This window comes from Stenotrophomonas sp. BR163 (assembly GCF_047520985.2).
Classification (GTDB): domain Bacteria; phylum Pseudomonadota; class Gammaproteobacteria; order Xanthomonadales; family Xanthomonadaceae; genus Stenotrophomonas; species Stenotrophomonas sepilia.
This window is the reverse complement of record NZ_JAXBRE020000003.1, coordinates 41,927-67,495: the sequence shown is the minus strand read 5'-3', so window position 1 is coordinate 67,495 and position 25,569 is coordinate 41,927. Positions and strand designations below refer to the sequence as shown.

Annotated in this window: 23 protein-coding genes and 1 pseudogene; 19 read left to right on the top strand and 5 right to left on the bottom strand. The window is 67.1% G+C overall.

What is annotated here, in order from left to right; translation table 11 throughout:
- The first annotated feature begins 19 nt into the window (after positions 1–19).
- The 5 genes from ACM0PY_RS02775 (at position 20) to ACM0PY_RS02755 (ending at position 5,149) form a co-directional block, all read left to right on the top strand.
- The gene (locus ACM0PY_RS02775) at positions 20–1,804 is read left to right on the top strand and encodes a DUF2341 domain-containing protein (protein WP_180884253.1); all 1,785 of its coding nucleotides are present in this window, start codon (positions 20–22) and stop codon (positions 1,802–1,804) included.
- 10 nt (positions 1,805–1,814) lie between these two features.
- Positions 1,815–2,228, top strand: coding sequence for an ExbD/TolR family protein (locus ACM0PY_RS02770; protein ID WP_005409874.1), 414 nt, complete (start codon positions 1,815–1,817; stop codon positions 2,226–2,228).
- 39 nt (positions 2,229–2,267) lie between these two features.
- Positions 2,268–2,933: a cell envelope integrity protein TolA gene (gene tolA / locus ACM0PY_RS02765; protein WP_180884256.1), complete on the top strand. Its 666-nt coding sequence runs from the start codon at positions 2,268–2,270 to the stop codon at positions 2,931–2,933.
- 43 nt (positions 2,934–2,976) lie between these two features.
- Entirely contained in the window at positions 2,977–4,722 is a 1,746-nt protein-coding gene (locus ACM0PY_RS02760; RefSeq protein ID WP_139727178.1) for a putative porin, read from the top strand.
- 97 nt (positions 4,723–4,819) lie between these two features.
- Positions 4,820–5,149 (top strand): hypothetical protein, encoded by a 330-nt coding sequence (locus tag ACM0PY_RS02755; protein ID WP_005416760.1) that lies wholly within the window; start codon positions 4,820–4,822, stop codon positions 5,147–5,149.
- Positions 5,150–5,212: 63 nt separating this feature from the next.
- Here ACM0PY_RS02755 and ACM0PY_RS02750 read toward each other — a convergent pair whose 3' ends face one another.
- Positions 5,213–5,611, bottom strand: a complete 399-nt coding sequence (locus ACM0PY_RS02750) for an OsmC family protein (protein WP_005416759.1) — start codon at positions 5,609–5,611, stop codon at positions 5,213–5,215.
- Positions 5,612–5,932: 321 nt separating this feature from the next.
- Here ACM0PY_RS02750 and ACM0PY_RS02745 point away from each other — a divergent pair, with 321 nt between their 5' ends.
- The 10 genes from ACM0PY_RS02745 to ACM0PY_RS02700 all read left to right on the top strand — a co-directional run bounded on the left by ACM0PY_RS02745 (position 5,933) and on the right by ACM0PY_RS02700 (position 16,999).
- Entirely contained in the window at positions 5,933–6,436 is a 504-nt protein-coding gene (locus ACM0PY_RS02745) for an RNA polymerase sigma factor (protein WP_134972813.1), read from the top strand.
- A gap of 82 nt (positions 6,437–6,518) precedes the next feature.
- On the top strand, positions 6,519–7,475 hold the full coding sequence (locus tag ACM0PY_RS02740) for a FecR family protein (protein ID WP_180884258.1): 957 nt from the start codon (positions 6,519–6,521) through the stop codon (positions 7,473–7,475).
- Positions 7,476–7,657: 182 nt separating this feature from the next.
- Positions 7,658–10,780, top strand: coding sequence for a TonB-dependent receptor (locus ACM0PY_RS02735; RefSeq protein WP_414609337.1), 3,123 nt, complete (start codon positions 7,658–7,660; stop codon positions 10,778–10,780).
- Between the two features lie 52 nt (positions 10,781–10,832).
- Positions 10,833–11,597: a Slam-dependent surface lipoprotein gene (locus tag ACM0PY_RS02730; RefSeq protein WP_134971051.1), complete on the top strand. Its 765-nt coding sequence runs from the start codon at positions 10,833–10,835 to the stop codon at positions 11,595–11,597.
- Between the two features lie 90 nt (positions 11,598–11,687).
- Entirely contained in the window at positions 11,688–13,142 is a 1,455-nt protein-coding gene (locus tag ACM0PY_RS02725; protein ID WP_134971053.1) for a surface lipoprotein assembly modifier, read from the top strand.
- Between the two features lie 136 nt (positions 13,143–13,278).
- Positions 13,279–13,683, top strand: a complete 405-nt coding sequence (locus tag ACM0PY_RS02720) for a response regulator (protein WP_005416747.1) — start codon at positions 13,279–13,281, stop codon at positions 13,681–13,683.
- A 9-nt stretch (positions 13,684–13,692) separates the two neighbouring features.
- Positions 13,693–15,279 carry a sensor histidine kinase gene (locus ACM0PY_RS02715; RefSeq protein ID WP_180884262.1) on the top strand — a complete coding sequence of 529 codons (1,587 nt, stop codon included), beginning with the start codon at positions 13,693–13,695 and terminating at the stop codon, positions 15,277–15,279.
- Between the two features lie 70 nt (positions 15,280–15,349).
- Positions 15,350–15,691: a type II toxin-antitoxin system prevent-host-death family antitoxin gene (locus ACM0PY_RS02710; protein WP_014037381.1), complete on the top strand. Its 342-nt coding sequence runs from the start codon at positions 15,350–15,352 to the stop codon at positions 15,689–15,691.
- A gap of 3 nt (positions 15,692–15,694) precedes the next feature.
- Entirely contained in the window at positions 15,695–16,321 is a 627-nt protein-coding gene (locus tag ACM0PY_RS02705) for an ATPase (RefSeq protein ID WP_134971057.1), read from the top strand.
- A gap of 63 nt (positions 16,322–16,384) precedes the next feature.
- Positions 16,385–16,999, top strand: a complete 615-nt coding sequence (locus tag ACM0PY_RS02700) for a hypothetical protein (protein WP_111200940.1) — start codon at positions 16,385–16,387, stop codon at positions 16,997–16,999.
- Positions 17,000–17,053: 54 nt separating this feature from the next.
- Here ACM0PY_RS02700 and proP read toward each other — a convergent pair whose 3' ends face one another.
- Entirely contained in the window at positions 17,054–18,541 is a 1,488-nt protein-coding gene (proP, locus tag ACM0PY_RS02695) for a glycine betaine/L-proline transporter ProP (RefSeq protein WP_180884264.1), read from the bottom strand.
- Positions 18,542–19,109: 568 nt separating this feature from the next.
- On the opposite strand from proP, the gene ACM0PY_RS02690 reads away from it, so the two are divergent.
- Both ACM0PY_RS02690 and ACM0PY_RS02685 read left to right on the top strand, forming a co-directional pair.
- On the top strand, positions 19,110–19,526 hold the full coding sequence (locus ACM0PY_RS02690; protein WP_180884266.1) for a host attachment family protein: 417 nt from the start codon (positions 19,110–19,112) through the stop codon (positions 19,524–19,526).
- 5 nt (positions 19,527–19,531) lie between these two features.
- Positions 19,532–19,855, top strand: coding sequence for a thioredoxin family protein (locus tag ACM0PY_RS02685; RefSeq protein WP_180884268.1), 324 nt, complete (start codon positions 19,532–19,534; stop codon positions 19,853–19,855).
- 59 nt (positions 19,856–19,914) lie between these two features.
- On the opposite strand, the gene ACM0PY_RS02680 is transcribed toward ACM0PY_RS02685, so the two are convergent.
- Positions 19,915–20,157, bottom strand: coding sequence for a hypothetical protein (locus ACM0PY_RS02680; protein WP_134971065.1), 243 nt, complete (start codon positions 20,155–20,157; stop codon positions 19,915–19,917).
- A 462-nt stretch (positions 20,158–20,619) separates the two neighbouring features.
- Here ACM0PY_RS02680 and ACM0PY_RS02675 point away from each other — a divergent pair, with 462 nt between their 5' ends.
- Positions 20,620–22,971, top strand: coding sequence for a GH92 family glycosyl hydrolase (locus ACM0PY_RS02675; protein WP_180884270.1), 2,352 nt, complete (start codon positions 20,620–20,622; stop codon positions 22,969–22,971).
- A 142-nt stretch (positions 22,972–23,113) separates the two neighbouring features.
- Here the strand turns inward: ACM0PY_RS02675 and ACM0PY_RS02670 are convergent, their stop codons facing one another.
- Positions 23,114–24,487, bottom strand: a complete 1,374-nt coding sequence (locus ACM0PY_RS02670; RefSeq protein ID WP_134971069.1) for a sensor histidine kinase — start codon at positions 24,485–24,487, stop codon at positions 23,114–23,116.
- Positions 24,480–25,154: a response regulator gene (locus tag ACM0PY_RS02665; RefSeq protein ID WP_134971071.1), complete on the bottom strand. Its 675-nt coding sequence runs from the start codon at positions 25,152–25,154 to the stop codon at positions 24,480–24,482. Before ACM0PY_RS02665 ends, ACM0PY_RS02670 begins: the two co-directional genes overlap by 8 nt.
- Positions 25,155–25,266: 112 nt before the next feature.
- On the opposite strand from ACM0PY_RS02665, the pseudogene ACM0PY_RS02660 reads away from it, so the two are divergent.
- Positions 25,267–25,512 (top strand): annotated as a pseudogene (locus ACM0PY_RS02660) (efflux RND transporter permease subunit); the annotation flags it as partial.
- Positions 25,513–25,569: the final 57 nt, after the last annotated feature.

Sequence of the window (25,569 nt, the reverse complement as noted above, 5' to 3'; positions counted from 1 at the left end):
TTCTCCGGAGACCCTTCGCATGGACCGTTTGCTTTCCCGAGTGTTGTTGCTGCTGGCCGCGCTGGTTGCGCTGCCGGCGGCTGCGGCCGATGCCAATTGGTGGCAGGCCGAATGGAAGTACCGCAAGCCGATCACCGTCGACGCCGGTCCGCAGGGCGCGGGCCTGGCCGGTGACCCGGGCCGCACGCCGCTGTTGCTGCGCCTGCATACCGGCAACTTCGGTTTCGACGGTACCCAGGGCGCGGGCAACGACCTGCGTTTCGTGTCGGGCGATGGCCGCACCGTGCTGGCCCATCAGATCGAACAGTTCGATCCCAAGCTGGGCTTGGCCCTGGTCTGGGTGGACGTACCGGCAGTCAGCGCTGCCGCGCCGCAGACGATCTGGATGTACTACGGCAATGAGAAGGCACCGGCCAGCGGCAACGGCCAGCAGGTGTTCGATCCGGACTACACGCTGGTCTACCACTTTGCCGAGGCCAATGCGCCGGCGCGCGACACCACTGCTTACGGCAACAACGCCGGTGCCATCGTGCCGCCGTCCGAAGGCGCGGTGATCGGTCGTGGCGTGCAGCTGGGTGCGGGCCCGCTGCCACTGCCCGCCAGCGCGTCGCTGGCGCAGGAAGCCGGTGCGCCGCTGACCGTCTCGGCCTGGATCAAGCCGGGCAGCAACACTGCCGCGCAGGCGATCTACGCCCGTCGTGATGGCGCGTACGAGCTGGTGCTGGGTATCGAAAACCGGGTGCCGTTCGTGCAGCTCAATGGCCGGCGCAGTACGCCTGCGCAGCCGATTCCGGAAGGGCAGTGGGCGCACGTTGCGCTGACGGCAGAGAAGGGCGCGTTGCAGCTGTACCTCAACGGCCGTGTGGTGGCCCAGCTGAGCGGCGAGCTGCCGGCGCTGGGTACCGCGCCGGTGCTCGGCGCCGATGCCCCGGGTGCGGCGCAGCCGCTGGCCAACTTCGAAGGTGCGCTGGATGAGCTGCGCGTCTCGCGGGTGGCACGCCCGGCCGCGCTGCTGCTGGCCGACGCCACCGCGCAGGGCGCCGATTCACGCCTGATCAGCTACGGTGCCGACGAGCAGTCGGCCGGCCAGAGCCACTTCGCCTTCATCCTCAAGGCGATGCCGTTCGATGCCTGGGTGGTGGTCGCCATCCTTGGCCTGATGATGCTGCTGTCGTGGGCGATCATGATCGCCAAGAGCCGCCACTTCGGCCGTACCAGCAAGGCCAATGCGGTGTTCACCGAGAGCTTCGGCAAGCTGTCCGGCGTGCCGCTGCGCACCCTGTCGGACATGGATCGGCAGGGCAAGGCACCGACCGCCATGCACGATGGCTCGTTGTGGCGCATCTACCAGGTGGCCATCGACGAAATGCAGCAGCGCCACCAGCGCGACGGCAACAGCGGCTACCTCAGTGGCGCCACCATTGCCGCGATCCGCGCCTCGATGGATGCGGTGATGGTGCGCGAGCAGGAAGCGATGGCGCGGCGCATGAACTGGCTGTCGACCACCATCGAAGGTGCGCCGTACGTGGGCCTGTTCGGCACCGTGATCGGGATCATGCTGGTGTTCGTGGTGGCGGCAATGGCCGGCGCGGTGGACATCAACTCGGTGGCCCCGGGCATGGCGGCGGCGCTGCTGTGCACCGCAGCCGGCCTCGGCGTCGCGATCCCGGCGCTGTTCGGCTACAACTACCTGGGGGCGCGTGCCGAAGCGATCGGCGCGGACATGGCGGTGTTCATCGACGAGTTCGCCGCGCGCCTGGCCGAAGAGCAGGACGGGCGCGGCCCGGCCGCGGTCCAGGGCTGAGGGGCGCGCCATGGGCCAGAAGGCGAAGTTCGGCATCAAGAAGCGCGAGAAGGGCATCAACGTGACGCCCTTCGTCGACGTGCTGCTGGTGGTGCTGGTGATCTTCATCCTGACCAGCAACGCCTCCATCCCCGGCATCGAGGTCAATCTGCCGAAGGCCAGCAACAGCGTTGCGTTGGAGAAGCCGAAGACCAAGGCGATCACCATCGACCCCAGCGGGCAGGTGTTCCTGGATGCCTACCCGGTGACGATGGCCGAGCTGGAAGACCGCCTGCGCACCGAGCGCGCGACCACGCCGGATTTCCCGGTGATCGTGCGCGGTGACGCGCAGGTGCAGTACGCCCGCGTGGTCGAGGTGCTGGACCTGCTGCGGCGCCTGGAGCTGGCTCAGGTCGGCCTGGTCACCGGCAAGGCGCAGGGCTGAGGCATGACCGCCCATCAACCCCCTCGGCCGGAGCCCGGCATGCGTGGTCGCCCGTTGCTGGTGACCGTCGCGCTGGTGCTGGTCGCGTTGCTGGTGCTTTGCGTCGCGCTGTGGTGGCTGTTGTTCAAGGACACCGCAAGCACCCGCCGGCCGGTGGTGCAGCCGCCGATGCTGGCGTTGCCGCCACCGCCTCCGCCACCCCCGCCGCCGCCGGAGAAACCGCCGGAACCGGAAACGCCGCCGGAAGAGGCGATGCCCGAACCGGAGCCGCTGGATCAGCCGACGCCGGCCGAAGAGCCGACGCCGACCCCGGACAACAGCGATCCGGTGACGATGAATGCCGACGCGCAGGCCGGTGGCGACAACTTCGGCATCCAGTCCGGCAGTGGTGGCGGTTCGTCCGGTGTCGGTCGTGGCGGTGCCGGCAACGCCACCTATGGGCGCTACCTCGGCTACCTGATGCAGCAGGCGATCTCGCGCGACGACAAGGTCAAGCGCCTGGCGTTCCAGTTGCAGGTGAATGTGTGGCTGGCCAGCGATGGTCGCCTGGAAAAGGTCGAGCTGGTGCGTGGCAGTGGCAACGAGGAGGCCGACGCGGCCGTGCTCGATGCACTGCGTCGCATCGGCAAGGTCGACCAGGCACCGCCGCCGTCGCTTGATTTCCCCGCCCGCGTCCTGATCCAGGGCCGCCGGCCCGGGGCCTGATTCCCCGACCTCCATGATTTCCCTTCATTCGATGAGAACCGTGATGAACGACCACGTCCGCGCACGAACCGATTCCCGCCGCCCGCGGCCGGCCCGACGGGCGCTGCTGTGCTGCGCCGTGCTGCTCAACCTGGCCGCCCCGGCCGGCGCGATGGCCGCCGAAACCACCATGGTCAAGCTGATCAAGGGGTTGATCGCCAGCGGTGCACTGAAACCCGAAGACGGCCAGGCATTGCTGGTGCAGGCGCAGGCCGAAGCAGCAGCGTTGCAGCACACCGCGGCCGCCGGGACACCGGCCGCCAGTGGTGGCGTGGCCCTGGAGGCCGGTGACGTGCGCGTGCCGTACGTACCGCAGAGCGTGCGCGACGGCATTCGTGACGAAGTGCGCCAGGAGGTGATGACGCAGGCCAGGTCCGAGGGCTGGGCGGCGCCGAACGAAGTGGCTGAGTGGACCAAGCGCATCAAGGTCACCGGTGACATGCGCGTGCGCAGCGAGTCGCGCTTCTTCTCCGAACGCAACAGCGACATCGTCAGCAACTGGTCGTCGATCAATTCCGGCAACGGCTTCGACACCAATACCAACACCAACCTGCAGCTGCCACCGCTGCTGAACACCCGCCAGGACCGCCGCAACCTGTGGCGCATCCGCGCCCGCCTCGGCATCGAGGCTACCATCGGCCAGCACACCACGGCTGGCGTGCGCCTGGCCAGCGGCAGCAGCAATGGCCCGGTGTCAACCACCGAGCAGCTGGGTGGCGGCCTGAGCAAGAAGGACGTGTGGCTGGACCAGGCCTGGCTGGCCTACAGCCCGGCGGACTGGGTGACGGTGCGCGGTGGCCGCTTCGGCAATCCGTTCTGGACCAGCGATACGCTGTTCTCCAACGACCTGAACTTCGATGGCCTGGCCGCCAACCTGCAGTACGACTTCGACGGCGGTGACCTTGGCCTGTTCGGCAATCTGGCGGTGGTACCGCTGGAGTACACCTCCGACAGCGCGCCCAGCCAGAGTCGGGTCAAGACCCCGAACGAGAACAAGTGGCTGTCCGGTGCACAGGTCGGCGTGAACTGGCGTTTCAACGATGACAACGCGCTGCGCGCGGCGCTGGGTTACTACGACTTCAAGAACATCAGCGGCCGCCTGTCCTCGCCGTGCGCGCTGTATGCGGGCGCGGTGGGCTGCGACACCGACTGGTCGCGCCCGGCGTTCATGCAGAAGGGCAACACCCTGATGCTGATCCGCGACATCGCACGCAACCCGCTGGATCCAGCCAACACGCCCACCCCGCAGTACGTCGGCCTGGCCTCGGCATTCCGCCTGGCCACGCTGAACCTGCGCTGGGATACGCAGCTGGCCCAGGGCATCGGCCTGCGCCTGGATGGCGACTACATCCGCAACCTGGCCTACGACAAGCAGGCGATGTTCAGCCGCGCCAACAACGGCATCGTCAACAACTACGGCGCCGGTGGTACCGCCAGCATCGACACCTTCCGCAGCGGCGACACCGCCTGGATGGTGCAGGCCACCTTCGGTGCCACCGACCTGAAGGAGAAGGGCCAGTGGCAGGCGCTGCTGGGCTACAAGCGCATCGAGGCCGATGCGCTGCCGGACGCCTACAACGACCCGAACTTCCACCTCGGGGGCACCAACGCCCGCGGCTACTACGTGGGCGGCGCCTACGCGCTGGACGCGCGCAGCTGGATCAGCGGCAAGTGGATGGCGGCCAAGGAAGTGTCCGGTGCTCCACTGTCGATCGATGTGTTCCAGCTGGAGTTCAATACCGGGTTCTGAGTGACGGCGTGATGTGGATCACGTAGTGCGTGGCGGGGGCGCAGCGATGCGCCCGTCTAGGGAAAGGAGACCACGCGCTGCACATAAGGAGGAGTGGATGAGCCGTCGCAAGCTGTTCGAAAGTTCCGAACCGTCCAGCCGATCGCTGGGCATCGGCCCGGCCTATGTCTCGGTGGAGGGGCTGCGCCAGCACCTGGCGGAGTTCCTGCTGTATGCAGGCCGGCCGGTGGTGATCATGCGCGGGCGCAGCGAAGTGGGTTACTTCCTGCCAGCGCGCTGCTGGCGCCAGCGTGACGATGATCCGCTGGCCGCCGCCGCCGCCGACCAGCTGCTGGACGCGGCCGGGTTCCAGGCCGAGGATATCCAGCAGGTAGAGCAGGAATTCAACGCGATGCGCCAGCGCACCGTATTGCATTCACGGCGCTGAGCCTTTTGCAGAGCCGGGCATGGGCTTGGCTCTACAGTAGATCCACGCCTTGCGTGGATGGGGTTACGCAGCACCCCCGCGCTCACTGGTGATGCGTGCACCCTCGCGCATCACCAGGGTCACCGGGGTCTTCTCCACCACCTCCAGCAACCGCTGCCACTGCGCATCACTCAGCTCGGCGCTGGCATGCAGCACGCGGTGCACGTGGAAACGTCCATCCTCGTCACGTTCCGAGCGCAGCTCGGCATGGAACTCGCCCAGATCCCAGCCCTTGCGCTGCGCATACATGCGCAGGGTGATGGCGGTACACGCCGCCAGCGAGGCCAGGTACAGGTCGAACGGCGCAAAGCCCTTGCCCTGGCCACCCAGCGAGGCAGGCTCGTCCGCATCCACATCAAAGCTGCCGTTGCTGATGTGGTGCAGATAGTTGTCGGCGGTCGAAACAATGCGTGCGTAGGCCATCACGTTCTCCATCTGTCTGTGGCGTCGAGCCACGCTCGACTGCGCCAAAAAGGGCGGCCCCAGCCAGGACCGGGGCCGCCACCCCATCACTCGGTACGATCGTACGAGAACTGGATGCCCGCGGTACCACCGGTTGCGATGAAGAGGTTCATGAAATCCGGGACCGTTGCCGAGCGGGCCCAGTCGCGCTGCAGTTCGCAGAGCACCTGCCATGCGTGGATGAACGAGCCCGCGGCTTGCCGCCTGCGGCCGCGCAGCCCACAATCCACGTCCGGACCGTCGCCATCACGCCCATCATTCCCCGGTCCGGCCTTGGCACCTATGTCTCCCAATGCCCTGGCGCTGGTCGAGCTGCTGATCCGCGAGCGCCGCGCGTTGTCCCGCTTCATCGCACGCTATCTCGACCCGGCCAGTACCGAGGACACCCTGCAGAACCTGTACCTGAAGGCCAGCAGCGTGCCCGGCGATCCGCCCATCCTGGAGCCGCGCGGCTATCTGTACCGGATGGCCTATCACCACGCGCTCAATCGCAGCCAGGCCGACGCCCGCGAACGCCGTGCCATGGCCGAGTACGCCGTCGACATGGCCGAGGCAAGCCGTGATGGCGAGGCGCAGGCGCTGGACCAGGCGCAGCTGCGCGAGATCACCCAGACCATCCTCGCCCTGCCGGCCCAGGCGCGCGAGTGCTTCGTGCTCAACCGCTACCTGGGCTTGAGCGAGCGCGAAATCGCCGCGCGCCTGGGAATCTCCAAGAGCCTGGTCGGCAAGCATGTGCTGCGCGCAGCGCTGCTGATCCAACAACAGCAGCAGGGAATGCGTCGATGAGCGGCGATTACCGTGGGCAGATCGCGCCCGCCGTTGTCACAACAGGAAAGCGCACCCGTTCGTGGTGCGGCAGGCCACAATCATGACCACCTCCGAACCCTCGCCGCGTCAGGCCAGGCAGGCGTTGCGCTGGGTGATACTGCGCAGTGCAGGCCCGCTGCCGGAACGCCAGCAACGAGCCCTGCAGCGCTGGCTGCAGGCCGATCCCCGCCACGCGCGGGCCTGGCGCCAGCAGCAGGCCTTCTGGCAGCGGTTGGACGCTGCCGGGCCGGAGGTGCTGGCCGCGCTGCCCGAGCTGACCGCAGATCAGCAGGGGCTGCGCCCGATCGCACCGCGCCGCCGTCTGCCCTGGCTGCTCGCCAGTGCTGCGGCCGCAGTGCTGATGGTCGCGGCCGCACCGCACGCGTTGCTGCTGGCGCGCAGCGATGTGCGCAGCAGTGATGCGCCGCGCGTGGTGCGGCTGGACGACGGCAGCACGGCGGTTCTCGATGCCGGCACCGCACTGGCATTCACGTTCGATGGCCAGCAGCGGCGCGTGCAGCTGCTGCGCGGGCAGGCCTGGTTCCAGGTGGCGCATGAGCAGCGACCGTTCCAGGTCGAGGCCGGCGGTGGCCAGATCCGCGATATCGGTACGGCGTTCAGCGTGTCGATGCAGGGCGCCACCATTACCACCGAAGTCAGCGAGGGCGTGGTCGATGTGCGCCCGGGCGATGGCAGCGTGCAGCGCCTGCGCGCCGGGCAGGTGCGGGCGTTCCGTGACGGGCGCTGGCTGCAGCCGCTGCAACAGGCCGCGCCGGAGGCGATGGCGCCGTGGCGTCGCGGTGAGGTGGTGATCGACGGTCTGCCTGCCGCGCAGGCCATCGCCGATCTCGGCCGCTACCGGCGTGCCCCGGTCTGGGTGGTGGGCGGGCAGGGCGCACGCGTGCGGGTCAGCGGCCTGTTCCATCTGCAGCAGCCGGAAGCGGCCATCGACGCCGTGGCCGCGCAGGCGGGACTGCGGGTGCAGCGCTTGCCCGGTGGTGCGTTGCTGGTGTGGTGAAGCGCCCGCGGAGCACGCATGAACCGGCTGCATGAAAAAACATGAAAAAACCGTGGGCAGTCGTCGTACCCCGCTGTCTATAGAGGTATAGCCAGAGCGAAACCGCGTTTCTTCTCAAGCCAGACACACCACCGGGCACCGGTCGTGCCCGTGGTCCCGCCCCGCTTGAGGAGTTCCTGTCCATGCCGTCCACGGCATCCGCCTGTCATCGTCGCATTACCGTCCTGTCCTTGGCGATCTCCACCGCATTGCTGCCGTTGGCCTGGGTGCCGGTGGTGCAGGCGCAAGCGGCGGTGGCCGCACCGCTGCGCACTTACGCCATTCCGGAACAACCGTTGGCCGATGCCGTGCGCAGCTTTGGCCGCCAGGCCGATGTGCAGGTGGTCTTCCGCAGTGACCTGGTGGAGGGCGGTCGATCCAGCGCGGTGAGCGGCGAGTACAGCCAGATGCAGGCCCTGCATCAGCTGCTGCGCGGCAGTGGGGTGCGTGCGCAGCGCGGCATGGATGGCACCTGGAGCCTGCGCGCCGCAGCGGAGGCGGGGGAAGGGGACGGGGAGGGGGTGCGGGTGACCGAAACACTGGACGTGGCCGGTCGCCTGCAGTCGGAAGGGGGTGAGGCCCGCGATTGGCGCGGCTACGATGATGTGTTCGCGCTGGATCTGACCACGGCGTACTCGGGGCGCGACCGGGTGGAGCGCTATCGCGGCTCCAACCCGGCCGACGTGGTCAAGGATCTGGTCGGTGTGTTCAGCGGTGATGCGCGCAACAGCGGCGCGCTGGACATCAACATCCGCGGCATCCAGGGGCCGGGGCGGGTGCCGGTCAGCATCGACGGTGGCGAGCAGGCGCTCACGGTCTGGCGCGGCTACAACGGCGTCAGCAACCGCAACTACATCGATCCCAACCTGATCGGTGGCATCCAGGTCATCAAGGGGCCAGGGCTGGTGCGCGATGTGCACAGCGGGATCGGTGGCGCGCTGGTGATCAAGACCATCGACGTTGACGACATTGTTGCTGCCGGCGAGCGCTTCGGCGGGGAGCTGAAGATCGAAGGCAGCAGCAATGCGGTGGCACCACGCCTGCCGCAGCTGCATACCGGCGAGGATTACCGCACGGTGCCCGGGTTCCCGCAGGGCTCGCCCTCGGCACCGTATGCCGACAGCACGCTGCTGGTGCCGGTGAAGTCGCGCGGTTCTGAAGCCCATGTGTTCGCCGGGGAAGACCAGGCCTGGCGGCTGGCGCTGGGCCTGCGTGGCGAACACGTGGACCTGATGGCGGCCTATGCCTGGCGCAAGCGCGGCAACTACTTTTCCGGCACCCGGGGCGCGGCGTACTACGACCAGGATCCGCGCGAGCAGTTCGAGTACAAGGGCCTGGACTACATCACCACGCTGGCGCGCTACTTCAAGCCCGGCGACGAGGTGCCCAATACCTCCAGCGAGCAGGAATCGTGGCTGCTGAAAGCGACCTGGCAGATCAACGACGACCAGCAGCTGCGCGCGACCTGGCGGCGCACGCTCTCGCACTACGGCGAGATCATGCCCTCGCGCATCCTGTCCGCGCCCGACTACGGTCGCATCCAGTGGCCACTCAGCCGCGTCGATGCCGATGCCTGGAACCTGGAATACCACTGGCAGCCCGCCGGCAGCCGCTGGCTGGACCTGCGTGCCAACCTGTGGCGCACCGAAACCACCAGCGATACGTACACCGCTGGCGGCTTCCCCAATTTTGCCAGCAACCCCGACTGGAACCCCGGCAGCAGCCCGATCCTGCGCAATACCGCGCTGGCCAATGCCCGCAACGACCGCACCGGCCTGACCCTGAGCAACCGCTTCGCGTTGCATTCCACCCTGGACCTGACCGTGGGCGGCAACTGGCAGTTCGAGAAACTGCGCTCGGCGGACCCGTACTTCGGCGTCAGCGATGGCTGGCGCATGTATCCGTGCGCGGGGCGCCGCCAGGAAGGCGAAGGCTACCTGGTGCTGGACTGGCGGCCCGCGGATTTCCTCTCCCTGAGTGCCGGTGTGCGCTACGCGCGCTATTGGGCCTTCGATGATTTCCTGCAGGACCACCCGGAACTGATGACCACCTCGGTGCTCCCCAAGGAGGCCCGCTACCGCGTCAACGAACTGCCCGAACGCCCGGCCAGCCTGCAGGGCGAGATCGACGCCATCGAGTCGCAGCGCGCGTTCTGGGACAGCATCGGCATGGGCTTCATCGTTGATGATCTGCTGAAGGGCCTGCTGAGCAGGTATGAGACGCCGGTCGCGGTGGACCACACCATTCCGTGGCTGCCGGATGCGGACGGCAACTACAGCCGTGCCAGCAACCCCTGCCTGAATGGCCAGGTGGCGGCCATTCCCGGGCTGTTGCCGGTGCAGGGTGCGCAGATCCTGTGCAGCATCCAGAGCGGGCGGCCGCAGACGGTGTCCGGGCGCAATGAGCGCAGGCGCGACCATGCCTGGCTGCCGACCTTCTCGGCCACCGCGCATTTCTCGCCCGATGCGCGCGCCTACGTCCGCTACAGCGAGGCGGTGCGTTTCCCCAGCATGTTCGAGAGCACCATCGCGTTCTCCAGCAGCCTGAACCCGCTGTACCCGCTCAAGCCCGAGCACGCCTACAACTACGAAGTGGGCTACGTGCACAACCTGTCGGCGCTGTTCGGCAACACCGCGGATGCCGACGTGAAGTTGGCCTACTACGTGCACAAGACCCGCAACGTCATCGAGCGCGACGGCAATTTCCTGTTCGACAACCTGGACAAGCAGCGCATCCGCGGCGTGGAGCTGCAGGCGCGGTTCGACAACCGCCGCTTCTTCACCGACCTGGGCATCACCCGCACGCTGGAAAACAAGGCCTGTGACGAAAGCATGGCGGTGCAGCTCGATGCACTCGCCGGCAAGGTGCCCAACTGCGTGCAGGACGGCTTCGTCAGTGGCTACCTGCTGACCCAGGCCATTCCCCGCTTGTCGGTGAACGTGTCGCTGGGCACCCGGCTGTTCGATGAGCGCCTGGAGCTGGGCAGCCGCATCGTGCATTACCAGCGCCACCAGAACCCGGACCTGCAGGCCTACCGTGACCGCCTGTACGCCGGCAGTGGTGGCCTGATCTGGCAGAACGTGCCGTTCACCTGGGGAAACATCACCACCGTCGACGCCTACGCGCGCTGGTGCATCAACGACCATGCCAGCGTCGAGCTGGTCGGCACCAACCTCGGCAACCGCTACTACGTCGACCCGGCCACGCGCTCCACGCTGCCGGCGCCAGGGCGCACGCTGAAGCTCGGTGTCACCGCGCGCTTCTGATGACCTTTTCCGTTGTTGTACCCGTAGTTCCCTCAACCCAAGGAGTAGTTCCATGAAGATGATCTCCCGTTCCGTACTGGCCGTGGCCGCCACCTTTGCCCTGGCCGGTGCTGCGCAGGCTGCCGACATCGTCGGTGCGGCCAGCCCGGCCACCGATTCGCAGCTGTACGTCAAGGTCGGTGCTTCCGAAGTCAACGGCGGCCCGCACAGTGCCGGCAAGGCCGGCATCGGTGTCGGCACCGTCTCCAACGCCAAGCCGGTCGATTTCCAGGGCCTGGCCGCATACTCGGCCCCCACCACCGTGGGCAACGTGACCGTACGTACGCTGGCCATGCCGATCACCGGTACCCCCGGCAACCATGCCGGCATGGGCCACTTCAACTTCGTCAAGGTGGGCAGTGGCGATGTGTGGTTCGGTGAATGGTCCAAGGATGGCGCCGCGGGTGGCTTCAACAACCGCCAGGTGTACTTCGCTGGCGACCGTGCGGGCACCACGTTGCCCAGCGGCACCGCCACGTACGCGGTGGCCGGCCTGAACAAGTTCAACGGCAGCAACCTGCTCAGCGGCACCTTCGCCGCGAACTTCGGTACCGGCAAGCTGACCGGCGGCCTGACCGGTGGTGGCCAGACCCTGGCGATCAACGCCAACATCAACAGCGCCGATGCGTCCTTCGCCGGCACCGCTGTGGCCAACGGTTCGGTCACCGGCAACAGTCAGGGCCAGTTCTTCGGCGCCAACGCCGCCACCCTGGCCGGTATCGCTACGTTCGCCGGCAACAGCCAGTACGACACCGCCTTCGGCGGCAGCAAGAACTGATTGCCACGCCCCTGACGGGGCAGGGCAGGGACAAGCCGCGATCCGCCAGTCCCTGCTTCGGCCCGCTGCATGCACCGCCACGGATCGACCATGCGCCACCCCATTTTCCTTGTGTTCCTGCTGCTGGTTGCCGCCGACGTGCGCGCCCAGCAGGACGATCTGCGCCGCGTGCTCGAACAGGGCAGCGAACTGCGCCACCAGCAGCAGGACCAGCAGCGCCTGCAGCAGGCCGAATCGCAACGGCCGACGCTCACCATCGACGGCCAGACCGTGCGGGTGGAGCGCACCGTCGATGATCTCGGCCAGGCCCTCTACCTGTCATTGCAGCACCAGCAGTGGCCGGCCGCTGCGGCGTTCCTGGCCGAATACATCGAGCTACCGGGGCACGATCCGCTGCTGCGCCACTACGCGCAGGGTGCGTTGGCCCGCGTGGCCGGTGAGCATCCGCGCGCTGCACAGGAGTACGAAGCGCTGCTGGCAGCGCAGCCGGACTTCCTGCCCGCCCGCCTTGAACTGGCGCGCGTCTATGCCGAAGACCAGCGCGACCGCGAGGCGGTGGCATTGTTCGGTGCAATCAAGGCCGGTATCGACAGCAACGATCCGGCCACCGCAGGTGTCCGCGCTCGCGTGGACAGCTATCTGGACGCGTTGCAGGCACGCAGGCGCTGGAAGGCGGCGGTCGCCGCCGGGCCTGCATGGAGCGACAACATCAACCGCAGTTCGGCCAGCCGCACCTGCCTGTTCGTCGTCGGCGACACCTGCCTGATCGAACGCACGCTGCCCGAGGCGCAGCGCGCCACCGGCCTGGACTACGACGCCAGCCTGGAACGGCGCTGGGCGTTGGCCGGCCATCATGGGCTTTACGTGCGTGGGCTGGCGTTCGGCCAGGCATGGCGCGGGTACAGTGCATACAACGAACTCAACGCCAGCGTGCAGGCCGGTTACAGCTGGCGCAGTGCACGGCACACCCTGCAGCTGGCGCCGAGCTATGACTTCCAGGCGCTGGGCAACCACGCCCTGCAGGGCGGCAGTGGCGTGCACGGCGAGTGGCAGTACGCCCTGGACGGGCGCAGCCTGCTCAAGCTGGAGGCGGACTGGAAGCGCCAGCACTACCGGCGGTCGGCCCTGGCCGACAACTACGATGGCGAACTGGCCGCGCTGTATGCCACCTGGTTCCGCGCGCTCAATCCGCGCTGGACCCTGTTCGCGGGCATGGACCTGACCGACAGCAGCGCAGCCGACCCGGTCAACGGCTACCGCCAGCGCGGCCTGCGGCTGGGCGCGGCGCGCCAGTGGAGTGGCACCACGGCCACGGTGTTCGTGTCGTTGCGTCACCGTGACTATGACGCCTGGAGTCCGTTGCTGGAGGCGCGCAGGCAGGACGACGAACAGAACCTGATCGCCATCGTGCGCAGCGAGCGGCTGGCGGTGGGCGGGCTGGTGCCCAGCCTGAGCCTGCGCTACGCCCGCATCGACAGCAACGTCGGTTGGCTGTACAGCCATGACCGCAGCCTGCTCAGCCTGCAATGGGAGCGTGCGTTCTGAACGCACCGCTGCAAGGCCGGAGTGAATGCGCCGCGGCTGCGATCTTCATCGATCATCACGCGCCCTTGTAGCCCGGTTCGCGCATCCTACGACCGTTGCGGCGGAGGTGGGCCGCGTGTATCGAGGAGCGCCGGTCGTGCTGGAAGCGGGCAACAAACCAGAAGGCCTGAAAGGGTTGAGAGTACTGGTGGCGGAAGATGAATTCGCCATCGCGATGTTCCTGGTGGACTACCTGGAGCTGAAGGGCGCGCAGGTGGTGGGGCCGGCCGGGGACCTGCAGGCACTCGGCCGGCTGCTGGATGACAACCCCATCGATGTGGCCCTGCTGGACATCAACCTGGGCGGTGAACAGGTGTACCCGCTGGCCGACCGGTTGGCCGAAGCGGGTACGCCGTTCATGCTGACCTCTGGCTACGATGACAACCTGCCCAGCCGCTTCGCGGATGCGCCACGCTGCACCAAGCCCTATCACATCGAGGCCCTGGTCCAGCAGCTGGCGGGACTGGTGGCGACGCCGCAGGCCCCTGCGGGCATCGCCTGATTGCGCGGCATGTCGCGCCACACCGAAGGCCTCCGGGCCGTTGAGCGCCCGGCGGGCATGCCGCCGTCGCTGCAGGCGCATGCGCGCCATGACGGCATGGCCGCCCGTATTGCCCGGCACGACTGGTCAGGCACGCCACTGGGTGCGATCGAGCAATGGCCGCCGCACCTGCGCGCCACCGTCGACCTGATGCTTGCGCACGGCTTTCCGATGATCGTGCTGTGGGGCGAGCAGCTGGTGCAGCTCTACAACGATGGCTATGCCGAGATCCTGGCTGACAAGCATCCTGGCGGACTGGGCCAGCCGACGCGCGAGTGCTGGCCCGAGGTCTGGCACATCAACGGCCCGATCTACCAGCGTGTGTGGCAGGGCGAGACCATCACCTATGAGGACAAGCTCTATCCGCTGGCGCGGCGGGGGCGCTTGGAGGATGTCTGGTTCACCATCACCTACAGCCCCATACGCGGAGAGGACGGGTGCATCAACGGCGTGCTGGTGACCATGTTCGAAACGACGGCCGCGCACGTTGCGCAGGCGGCCCGCGAACGCGAGGAACAGAAGCGCCGTGAGAGCGACCGCCGGTTGGCGCTGGCCTTCAAGGTGCTGCCGGTGGGTGTCTGCATTGTCGATGCCGACGGCAACCTGCAACTGTCCAACGACCAGATGCGGACCTATCTTCCCACCGGCAAGGTGCCCTCCACGGATCGCCCCAACCACTACCGGTGGCAGGGTACGCATCCCGATGGCTCGCGCATCGAACCCCACGATTTCGCCATCGCCCGCGCCCTGCGGGGGGACACGATGGTCCCAGGCCTGGAGTTCCAGTTCATCCATGACGATGGGCGCGCGCGCTGGACGCGTGTCGCCGCCGCACCGCTGCGTGATGCCGATGGCGGGGTGAGTGGCGTGTTCGCGATCGCCGTGGACATCGACGACCTCAAGCGTGCCACCGAGCGCCAATCGGTGCTGCTGGCCGAACTGCAGCATCGCGTGCGCAACATCATGTCGACCATCCATGCCCTTGCCTGGCGGACCCGCGCATCGGTCGGCAGCGTGGACGAGTATGCCGAGCGCCTGTGCGCGCGGCTGATGTCACTGGCGCGCACGCAGAGCCTGTTGACCCGTGGCGCCAATGTAGGGGTCTGCCTGCGCGGCATGCTCGAGGAGGAGATCGCGGCGCAGACACCGGCCGCCGCCGCCTATCACCTGCAGGGTGAGGATGTGCTGTTGCCACCGAAGGCGGCCGAAGTACTGTCGCTGGCCATCCATGAGCTGGCCACCAATGCGTTGCGGTATGGCGCGCTGGCCCACGAGGACGGCCGGATCGATGTCTGCTGGCACCTGCAGGTGCAGGATGGGCAGCCGTGGCTGGGCCTGCACTGGTGCGAGCGCCATGCCGAGGTGGCGGGGTGGGAGATGCCACGCCAGCGTGGCCTGGGCCGGGTCCTGATCGAGCAGCGGGTGCCCTATGAACTGGCCGGCAGCGGCGAGCTGCGCTTTGCCCCGCAAGGCCTGGATGCCTGGATCCGCTTCCCGCTGCGCGAGCGCGACAGCCTGCTGCAGACCGACGCCCCGGACACCGGGCTGCCTGGGTAAAAGGGTATTTATCTCCAATTTGGCCAAATTGGGTATAGTGGCGCTTATCCACCCCGTCTGGAGCCGTGTGATGACCCTGCCGCTGGATCTGCCTGGCCTCGAGAAGGCCCCGGCCTCATCGGTGAAGACCCGGGGCTGGCCGAGCCTGATGCGCACCGTGCGCGAGAAGCAGGCGCTGGTCATCACCAACCACAATCACCCGGAAGCGGTGATCGTGGACATCCGCACCTACCAGGAACTGCTGGCCAAGGCTGCGGGCGGTGATGCCGGTGAGCGCAACGAGGAACTGCAGCGCCTGCGCAGCGAGTTCGACCAGACCCTGGCCGGGCTGCAGCGTGGGGAAGGGCTGGGCAAGGTGCTGGGCCAGCCGATCCGGCGCGGCCGCAAGGTCACCCTCGGCCGCCCGCTCTGATCGATGGGACGCATCCTGGCGCTGGCCGGCGTCAATGGCGCCGGCAAGAGTTCGCTGCTGGGCACCTGGCTGGACGCCGAAGGGCTGAGCTGGTTCAACCCGGACTCGTTCACCCGTCGCCTGGTCGACGCCGGCTGGCCGCTGCCGGAGGCCAACGCCGAGGCATGGCAGGAAGGCACCCGCCGCCTGCGCCAGGCCATGGCTGATGGCACCGACTTCGCCTTCGAGACCACACTCGGCGGCAATACCATTCCGCGCCTGCTGCGTGAGGCCTGCGAACGGCATCAGGTGGCGATCTGGTTCTGTGGGCTGGCCGATGTCGAGCTGCACATCGCCCGTGTTTCGGCGCGGGTGGCCGCTGGCGGCCACGATATTCCGGTGGAGAGGATCCGCGCGCGTTTCGATTCCGCGCGCGCGAACCTGCTGGAGCTGCTGCCACACCTGGCCGAGCTGCACGTCTACGACAACAGCGCACCGGCCGACGCACAGGGCTGCGTGGTGCCGCTGCCGGTACTGGCCATGGCTGCAGGCGAACTGCAATACCCCATTGCGGTAGCCGACCTGCTGCACACGCCCGGCTGGGCCAAGCCCATCGTGATGCGTGCGATGGAATTGAACAGCCCGCGCTAGATCCACGCCATGCGTGGATGCCTTGGCTGTGGTTAGACTGGCCGCACCATCAAGGAGGATGACATGCACGGACCCGCGATATTCCGCTCCACTTCGATCTTCCTGGCGCTTGCTGCGCTGGCGCTGTCCAGCTTGACGGCGGTGGCTGCGCCCGGATCCAAGCGGGTGGTTGCGCCACCCAGCCTGGTGCAGGCCTATCGGGCCGCCGAAGCGAACCTGCGGCTGATTCCCGGCGACGACATTGAATCCGAGTTCCGTCCGGTGTGGACCGCTGTTGCCGATCTCGATGGCGATGGCCGTGCCGAGGTCGTGTATTTCTACACGTCCACCTACACCGGCGGCAGCTTCGCGCAGAGCAATGTGGTGGCGGTGATGACGGCGCTGACAGCGAACGATCCGCGTGGCCAGGAGAACCCAAAGAGCCTGTCGCCGGTGGAGGCAGAGGACTATGCCGCCATCCGCAGGTATGGCTATGGCGACGACGCGGTCGAACAGATTCCAGGCGCCATCCATGCCATCCGCATCCAGGGTGATCGCATCATTGTCGATTTCACCGTCAGTGCCGGGGCGACGGTCTGCGAATGGAAGAGCCCAAATCGCCACGTCTGTCCGCCGGACGGGAACTACACCTGGACGCTGCGTTGGACGCCGGGAAAGCTGGCGCGCATCAAGACGTAGCGCCAGTGGCGCCGCAGATCCACGCCATGCGTGGATCGCGTTTTGCACCCGATCTCAGGCAGGCTTCACCTGCTCGGTCTCGGCAACATCCGGCAGCGGCGGCAGGGTCGGGTCCACGGTCACCGGTGCATCGCTCATCAGCAGCGCAGCGGCTTCCTTCCTGCAGCCGACCGCCGGCGGTGAGCCGCGCAGCGGCAGGCCGGCGGTTTCCTTCACGAACAGCATGGTCACCAGCCCGATCACCGCCGCGCCCATCAGGTAATAGGCCGGCACCAGCGGGTCGCCGGTGCGTTCCACCAGCCACGCGGTCACCAGCGGCGTGGTGCCGCCGAACAGCGACACCGACACATTGAAGGCGATCGACAGCGCGCTGTAGCGCACCGGTGTGTAGAACAGCGCCGGCAGCGTGGACGGCATCGAACTGGTGAAGCACACCAGCGCCAGGCCCAGCAGCATCAGGCCGAGGAAGATCAGCCCGTCATGGCCGCTGCCGACCAGCAGCAGGCACGGAATGGCCAGCACCAGCAGCGCGATGCAGGCACCGATGATCATCGGGCGGCGGCCCAGCCGGTCACTGAACAACCCGCCGACGATGTTCAACGGCATCATCACCAGCATCACGATGATGATCAGCAGCAGGCCCTTGCTCTCGGCGTAGCCCATGGTGACGCTGAGGTAGCTGGGCATGTAGGTCAGCAGCATGTAGTCGGTCACGTTGAACACCAGTACCAGGCCCATGCACACCAGCAGCTGGCGGCCATGCACCTGGAACAGCGCGCCCAGCCCGGGCCGGTCGTGCTCGCGCTTCTCGGCTTCCTCGGCGAAGGCGCGGAACGCCGGGGTTTCCTCCAGCTTCATGCGCATGTACAGGCCGAGCAGGCCCAGCGGGCCGGCCACCAGGAACGGAATGCGCCAGCCCCAGTCCAGCATCTGTTCGCTGCTCAACAGCATGTGCAGCGCGGTCACGGTACCGGCGCCGGCGATATAGCCGCCCAGCGTGCCGAACTCCAGCCAGCTGCCCATCAGGCCGCGGTTGCGGTCGGTGGAATATTCGGCGATGAAGGTCGCCGCGCCGCCATATTCACCGCCGGTGGAAAAGCCCTGCACCACGCGTGCGAGCAGCAACAGCACCGGTGCCCAGATACCGATGCGCTCATACGAGGGAATCAGGCCGATGGCAAACGTGCCCAGCGCCATCAGGATCATGGTGAACGCCAGCACTTTCTGGCGGCCGTAGCGATCACCCAGCGGGCCGAACACCAGACCGCCCAGCGGCCGTACCAGGAACGCCACGGTGAAGGTGGCGAACGCGGCGATCACCTGCGCAGTGGGATTGCTGGACGGGAAGAACACCTGGCCGATGGTGACGGCCAGATAGCCGTAGACACCAAAGTCGAACCACTCCATGGCATTGCCAAGTGCGGCCGCGCCGACGGCGCGCTTGAGCATGGGCTTGTCGACGACGGTGATCTCATCGACCTTCAGGTGGCGGCGGCGCTTGAACCAGCCGAAATGGGCGTGTGCCTCGGGGGTGTCCTGCATGGGGCTCCCTTGTAAGTGGAAGAGGTGAATAGACGGTGGGCTAGGTCCCGGAAATCGGAAACGGCGATGCAGGCGCAGGTGGCGCAGGGGCATCCGTGAGTGGCGTGGGGGCCGGGGAATGTGTGCAGGCACGACGCCACGCGCACGGCAACGCACCGCCGCAACGGCGGAAACGCAGCAACAGGATCATTGCGGTCGCGCAGTCAGCGGCCGGAGGTCACAGCAGCGTAGGGAGGGCAGGCCAGAGCGCCTGCGGGCGTCATCCGCCAGGATCCAGCGCGAGGCGGTGGAAGGGCAGGGCGGGAGCCATCGTGGCAAGCGAAGCGCCGGTCGGCAGTGCTTTCCACGTAACAGGTGCGCCCGTCACGTAGTGGGTCGTGTCGATCATCCGTTCATCATAACGGCATCGGCGTGAGCATGCAGAGAAGCGGGCTGATCTGCACGCTGTGTTCCATCGCGCCTGTTCATCTGCGCAGCGTGCAATGACATGCGTTGAACGAACTCTGGCCGCAGCGCTCACGCAACGCTGTCTACGGTAGCGCTGAACGCAATCGAGAAGGAGCACCGCATGACCCCTCGCATTCCCGAAGGTACGCTGATCATCGTCGCCGATGGTGGTTCGGCCCGCGTGTTCACCAACGTCGGCAACGAACATCAACTGGCGTTGAAGCAGGAAGGCGAACTGCGCCTGCAGGACATCAGCGAGCAGGGTGTCTCCGGGCAGGGGCCGGCCGGTGCGGTGCCGAAGGACATGTCCATTTCGCAGCTCAACGAGGCGACGTTCGCCAAGCAGGTGGCTGAGCAGCTCAACGAAGATGCCTTGAATAATCGCTATGCACACCTGGTACTGGTGGCAGACCCGACCACGCTGGGCCGTATCCGCCCGCTGCTGCACAAGGAGGTCCAGGCGCGCCTGCTGGGCGATATTGCCAAGGACCTGACCAATTCACCGGTGGAGGACATCCAGAAGGCCTTGGCGGGGTAACGACCATGCCGTTCATGCGTGACTACCCGGCGGCGGAGCCCGCCGACGCGGACGTGGAAGCTCAGGCGGGCTGGCTGCTGCTCGAGTTCGGTGCACCCTGGTGTGGCCATTGCCAGACCGCGCAGCCCACACTCCAGGCGTTTGTGGACGCCCATGATCTGGTGCATTGGAAGATCGAAGATGGCAAGGGAAAGCCACTGGGGCGTGCTTTCAAGGTGAAACTGTGGCCCACCGTGGTGCTGCTGCATGACGGCCAGGAAGTTGCGCGGGTGGTGAGGCCGGTCGAAAGCGCCGACCTCGCCACCTTGCAGGGCGCATTACCGGATTGACGGCAGCAGTCGCTGCCTGCGGCCCGCACGGCGACGAGCAGGCTTGGCTGCATCGCGGTCTAGTGATAGATCACCTTTTCCGCTTCCGCGCGCAACTTCTGCAGCAGGCAACGCCCATGCTGGCTCAGCATGACCATCGCATTGGCGATCTGCTTGGCGTCGTAGCCCATCGGCGCGGGAGGTTTCGGCTCGGGGCCGTATTGCTCGCCGATGAGGATGGCCATGCCTTCGGCACTGTTGAGGGCGTGTTCGATGCGCTGGAACAGCGACTCCATGGCCGGGCTGAGCGGACGTTGGATCATGCGGGAACTCCTTGGGAAGCGAGGGCCACCGCAAGGGTGGCGGGCGATGCGAGGTTGGAACTTCGGCTGAGCTACGAGAAAAGCCGGAGGGCCATGCGGCCGCCGCGCATCGCCCGCCGTAGTCACGGCAAGCAGATCTCGTAGCTCATTGCGGGGTTCCAATCCCGGCAGCGGCGTTTGCGCTGCGGTGCCATCCTGGGCAGATCGAGGCGCTGCATACCAATTGATGGTTCGTCTCGCTTTCTCCCGTTTCGAAGGCGCGGTCTTTCAGAAATGCATGTGTGGACATCCATTGGCGTATCGGCACCGATCGGGAGGCGGGAGACCGCAAGGCTATGAGGCGACTCGTCGTCCGGCCATGCAATTACGTGCAAATCATCGTGCCGGTTCCGGCGGCCGCACTGCAGCATGCGACAAGACAGGCCCGGTGCTAGGATTCGTCTACCACCTGAATCGATCCAAATGCCGATGCCCACGCTGGACCGTCGCCTCCTGATCGCCTTCGCTGCCACCGCCATGCTTGTCACCGGTACCGCCTTGGCGGCCCCGTCGAAATCCGCCGCCGAACGCGCCTATGCCTCGGTCGACCCGTTCATCGGCACCGGTGGCGAAGGCCACACCTACCCGGGGGCCACAGTGCCGTTCGGCATGGTCCAGCTCAGCCCGGACACGCGCATCCAGCCGCGCGAAAAGGCCTATGGCTGGGCCGCAGGCTACCGCTACGACGACAGCAGCATCGTCGGCTTCTCGCATACGCACTTCTCCGGCACCGGTCATTCGGACCTGGGCGACATCCTGTTGATGCCGTTCACCGGCACTCCCGGGCTGGAGCGCGGCGATCCGGAGAAGCCGCGCAGCGGCTATGCATCGCGCTTCCGTCATGACGATGAAAAGGCCGAGCCGGGCTACTACGCGGTCACCCTGGATGACTACAAGGTACGCGCCGAACTGACCACCAGTACCCGCGTGGGCGTGCACCGCTATGCCTTCCCCAAGGGCACCGACGCCAAGGTGCTGCTGGACATGCGTACCAGCATGTATGACTACCCGGGCAAGGTGCTGTGGTCGCGGGTACGGGTGCGCGCCGACGGTACGGTGACCGGCTTCCGCGAGACGCGCGGCTGGGCGCCGGGCCGCCAGCTGTATTTCGCGATGCGTTTCTCGCGCCCGCTGGCCGGGCACGAGCTGCACAGCACCGAGCAGGACATCGTCTACAAGGGCTTCCCGCCGCCGGGTGAGAAGGATCCCGCGCAGCGCGCCCAGATCGAAGGCCGACAGCTGGTCGGTACGTTCGCATTCGGCAAGCTGGATGCACCGCTGGTGGTGAAGGTGGCGATCTCGCCGGTCAGTGAAGCCGGCGCCATCGCCAACCTCGACGCCGAAGTGGCCGACTTCGATTTCGACCGCGTGCGTGCGCAGGCAAAGCAGGAATGGACGCAGGTGCTGTCGGTACTCGATATCGACGCGCCGGAACATGCGCGGCGCAGTACCTATACCGCGCTGTACCACACCCTGCTGGGGCCGACGCTGTTCATGGATGCCGATGGCCAGTACCGCGGGCCGGACAATGCCGTGCACAAGGCCGAGGGCTACGCGAACTATTCCACGTTCTCGCTGTGGGACACCTACCGTGCGCTGCACCCGTTGCTGACGCTGGTGCAGCCGGAGAAGCGCAACAGCGACTTCGTCAATTCCATGCTTGCCCACCATGAGCACAGCCCATACGGCATGCTGCCGGTATGGTCGTTCCATGGCCTGGAAGACTGGTGCATGATCGGCTACCATGCCGTGCCGGTGATCGCCGATGCCTACGTGAAGGGCATTCGTGGCTTCGACGCCGACAAGGCGCTGAAGGCGATGGTCGAGACCGCCAATTACGGTCCCTATGACGGCATCGCGCAGTACCGCGAGCTGGGCTACGTGCCGATCGACGAGGAAGGCGAAGCAGCCAGCAAGACGCTGGAGTACGCCTTCGACGACTGGACCATCGCACGCATGGCACAGGCCATGGGCAAGGCCGATATCGCGGCGACCTTCGACAAGCGCGCAGGCAACTGGCGCAATGCCTTCGACAAGGACACCGGCTTCATGCGCGCACGCAAGCGCGATGGCAGTTTCCGCACGCCCTTCGACCCCAGCGCCAGCGGCTACGGCACCGACTACACCGAAGGCAATGCCTGGCAGTATTCGTGGTACGTGCCGCAGGACGTCGCCGGGTTGGCGGCCGCGCACGGTGGCAGCGACAAGCTGCTCGCGCGCCTGGACGAGGTGTTCAACGCCAAGGTGGATCCATCGATCTTCGAGCACATGGAAGACATCACCGGCCTGATCGGCTGGTATGCGCACGGCAACGAGCCCAGCCACCACGTGGCCTACCTGTATTCGTATGCCGGCCAGCCGTGGCGCACGCAGGCGCGCCTGAAGCAGATCATGGATACCCAGTATGCCGACCGCCCCGATGGCCTGGCCGGCAATGATGACGTCGGCCAGATGTCGGCGTGGTATGTGTTCACCGCGCTGGGCTTCTACCCGGTTGCACCGGGTTCGGGCGAGTACATTCTTGGCCGTCCGTTCCTGCCGAAGACCGCGATGCGCCTGCCCAACGGCAAGACGTTCACCATCGTGGCCGAGGGGCTGGATGACGCGCACACGTACGTGGGCAGCGTGACGTTGAACGGCAAGCCGCTGCAGCGTACCTTCCTGCGCCACGACGAGATCCTGGCCGGTGGCGAACTGCGCTTCAGCATGCAGGCCGAGCCGAACAAGGGCTGGCCGGGGCAGGGCGCGCAGGCGCCGTATTCGATGAGCCGATGACGCGCACCCGGTAGGTGCCAACTTGGTTGGCACGCTTCACGGGTGACCAGGAACCTGTAGAGCCGAGCCCACGCTCGGCTCAGGCATCGTGCCAGGAGCAGCCGAGCATGGGCTCGGCTCTACAAGGGCAACTCAACAAAGCTCAGCGAAACCGCACCCCCACCCGCGCGCCACCGAGCGGCGCCGTTTCGATCTTCAACATCGCACCATGCCGCTGCGCGATCTCGGCCACGATCGCCAGGCCAAGCCCGCAGCCGTCGCCCTCGCTGCTGGCCCGGTAGAAGCGTTCTGTGACGCGCGCGCGCTCGGCTTCGGCGATGCCGGTGCCGTCATCGTCCACCCATACCCGCACGCCGTCGGTTCCCTGCCGAAGGCCGAGGGTGATGACTCCGGGCGTGGCGCCGTAGCGCAGCGCGTTGTCCAGCAGGTTACCCAGCGCCTCGCGCAGCAACTGCGGATCACCCTGTACCTGCACGCCGTCGTCGGGTCCGTCGTAACCCAGGTCCACGCCCGCCACCAATGCGCGGTCGGCATAGCGCTCGATCACGCCACGCGCCAGCGCGGCCAGATCCAGCGGCTGCAGCGGCAGCGCGCTGCCCTGTGGATCTTCCGAGCGGCTGAGCATCAGCAGCTGATTGACCAGGTGCTGCAGCCGCGCCAGCCCGGCCAGCGTGCCGGACAGCGCCAGTTGCTGCGCCTGTGGATCATGCTGGCGCAGGGAACTCTCCAGCTCCACCTGCATCGCAGCAAGCGGCGTGCGCAGCTGGTGCGCGGCGTTGCTGACGAAGCGCCGTTGCGCCGCCTGCATCGCATCCAACCGGTGCAGCAGCGCGTTATAGGCTTCCACCGCCGGCCACAGTTCGCGTGGCGCTTCCTGTGCGGGTTCCAAGGGCGCCAGTGGGTCCGGGCGGGGGCTGGCCAGCTTCCGTGCGACCAGGTTGGCGTGGCGTGCGGCGGCTCCGGTGCCCGACCACGCCAGCCACGCCGCCAGTGCCAGGATCGCGGCCTGGAACGGAATGCTGGTCAGCAGCAGCTTGCGCTCCAGCCGGTGGCGCTTGCGCAGCGTCTCGGCCACGCGCAGCCGGATATCGTGGCCGGGCCCGGCGCCGACCACGACTTCGACCATGCGCACCGGCTGCCCGCGTAGGCGCGCATCGTAATAAACCGCGTCGTCGCTTGAAGCGGCGGTGGTCGGGCGGGGCAGGGCTTCGGCCAGGTCGCCATACAAGCGTGCACCCGCAGCGTCGACCACCTCGCCATGCACTTCGTCGGCGGTGTCCCAGGTGAACATGCGCGATACGGCCGGGGTGATCTCGATCGAAGCGCGGCCATCCTGCACTGTCACCAGCTCGGACAGCGACATCGCCGAGTCCAGCAGCCAGCGGTCGTAGACCTGGCCGGCGTAGAAACGGGCCAGCGCGAACGAACCCACCGCGCTGCACAGCAGCAGCACCAGCAGTGGCAGCCACAGGCGTCTCAGCAGCAGGCCACGCAGGCTGTGCACGCGCTCAGTCACCCACGGCCTCCAAGCGGTATCCAAGCCCACGCAGCATGCGGATGCCGACGCCGGCACGCGCCTGTTCCAGCTTGCGGCGCAGGCGGCTGACATGCACTTCGATCACCGACAGGCTGGCCTCGTGGTCCCAGCTGTATAGCGCGTCGAACAGGCGCTGCTTGGTGACGGTGCGGCCGGGATGCTGCATCAGGGCCTCGACCAGCGACAGCTCACGCGCGGTCAGTTCGATGCGCTGGCCGTCCACCCGCACTTCATTGCGGATGCTGTCGAAGCACAGGCGACCCAACCGCTTCTGCGCAGGCGCGTCGCTGCGGCGGCGTGACAGCGCACGCAGGCGTGCTTCCAGCTCTCCCAGCGCGAACGGCTTGGCGAGATAGTCGTCGCCACCCCGGTCGAGGCCGAGGATACGGTCTTCTATACCGTCGCGCGCAGTGAGGATCAGCACCGGCAGGGTCACACCGTCGTTGCGCAGGCGCGAGAGCAGGTCGAGGCCATCGACGTCGGGCAATGAAAGGTCGAGCACCATCACGTCATATGGCGCGCTGGCCAGTGCAGCGGGTGCATGCAGTCCGCGCGAGAGGTGGTCGCACAGATGACCTGTGCCCTGCAAGGCACGGATCAGTCCATCGGCCAGGGCGGCGTCGTCTTCGATCAGCAGGATTCGCATTGCAAGCTTCGTGCAAGGTTGGGGCAAGATTGGCGCAAGTGCGTCACCTTACCGTGACGCGCATGAATTTCTCCCCTTGTCTTGCGGCTGTGTTGGCTGCCCTCCTGTGCGCATGGATCTGCTGCCGTCGGTGGTGCAGGGCTCGCTGCAGCGCCTGCGCACGGTGCTCATGACCGCGCTGCTGGCGATGTTTGGTCTGCTGCCGATGGCCACCTCGCATGCGATCGGCGCCGAGACCCAGAAGCCGCTGGCGGTGGTGGTGATCGGTGGCCTGCTGTCGGCGATGCTGCTGACCCTGCTGGTACTGCCCACGTCGTACTACTGGGTGCATCACCGCCGTGAGGCGCGTATCGCCTGACCCTGCTGTAGAGCCGAGCCCACGCTCGGATGCGTCTGGCCTTCGCGCGAAGAGCAG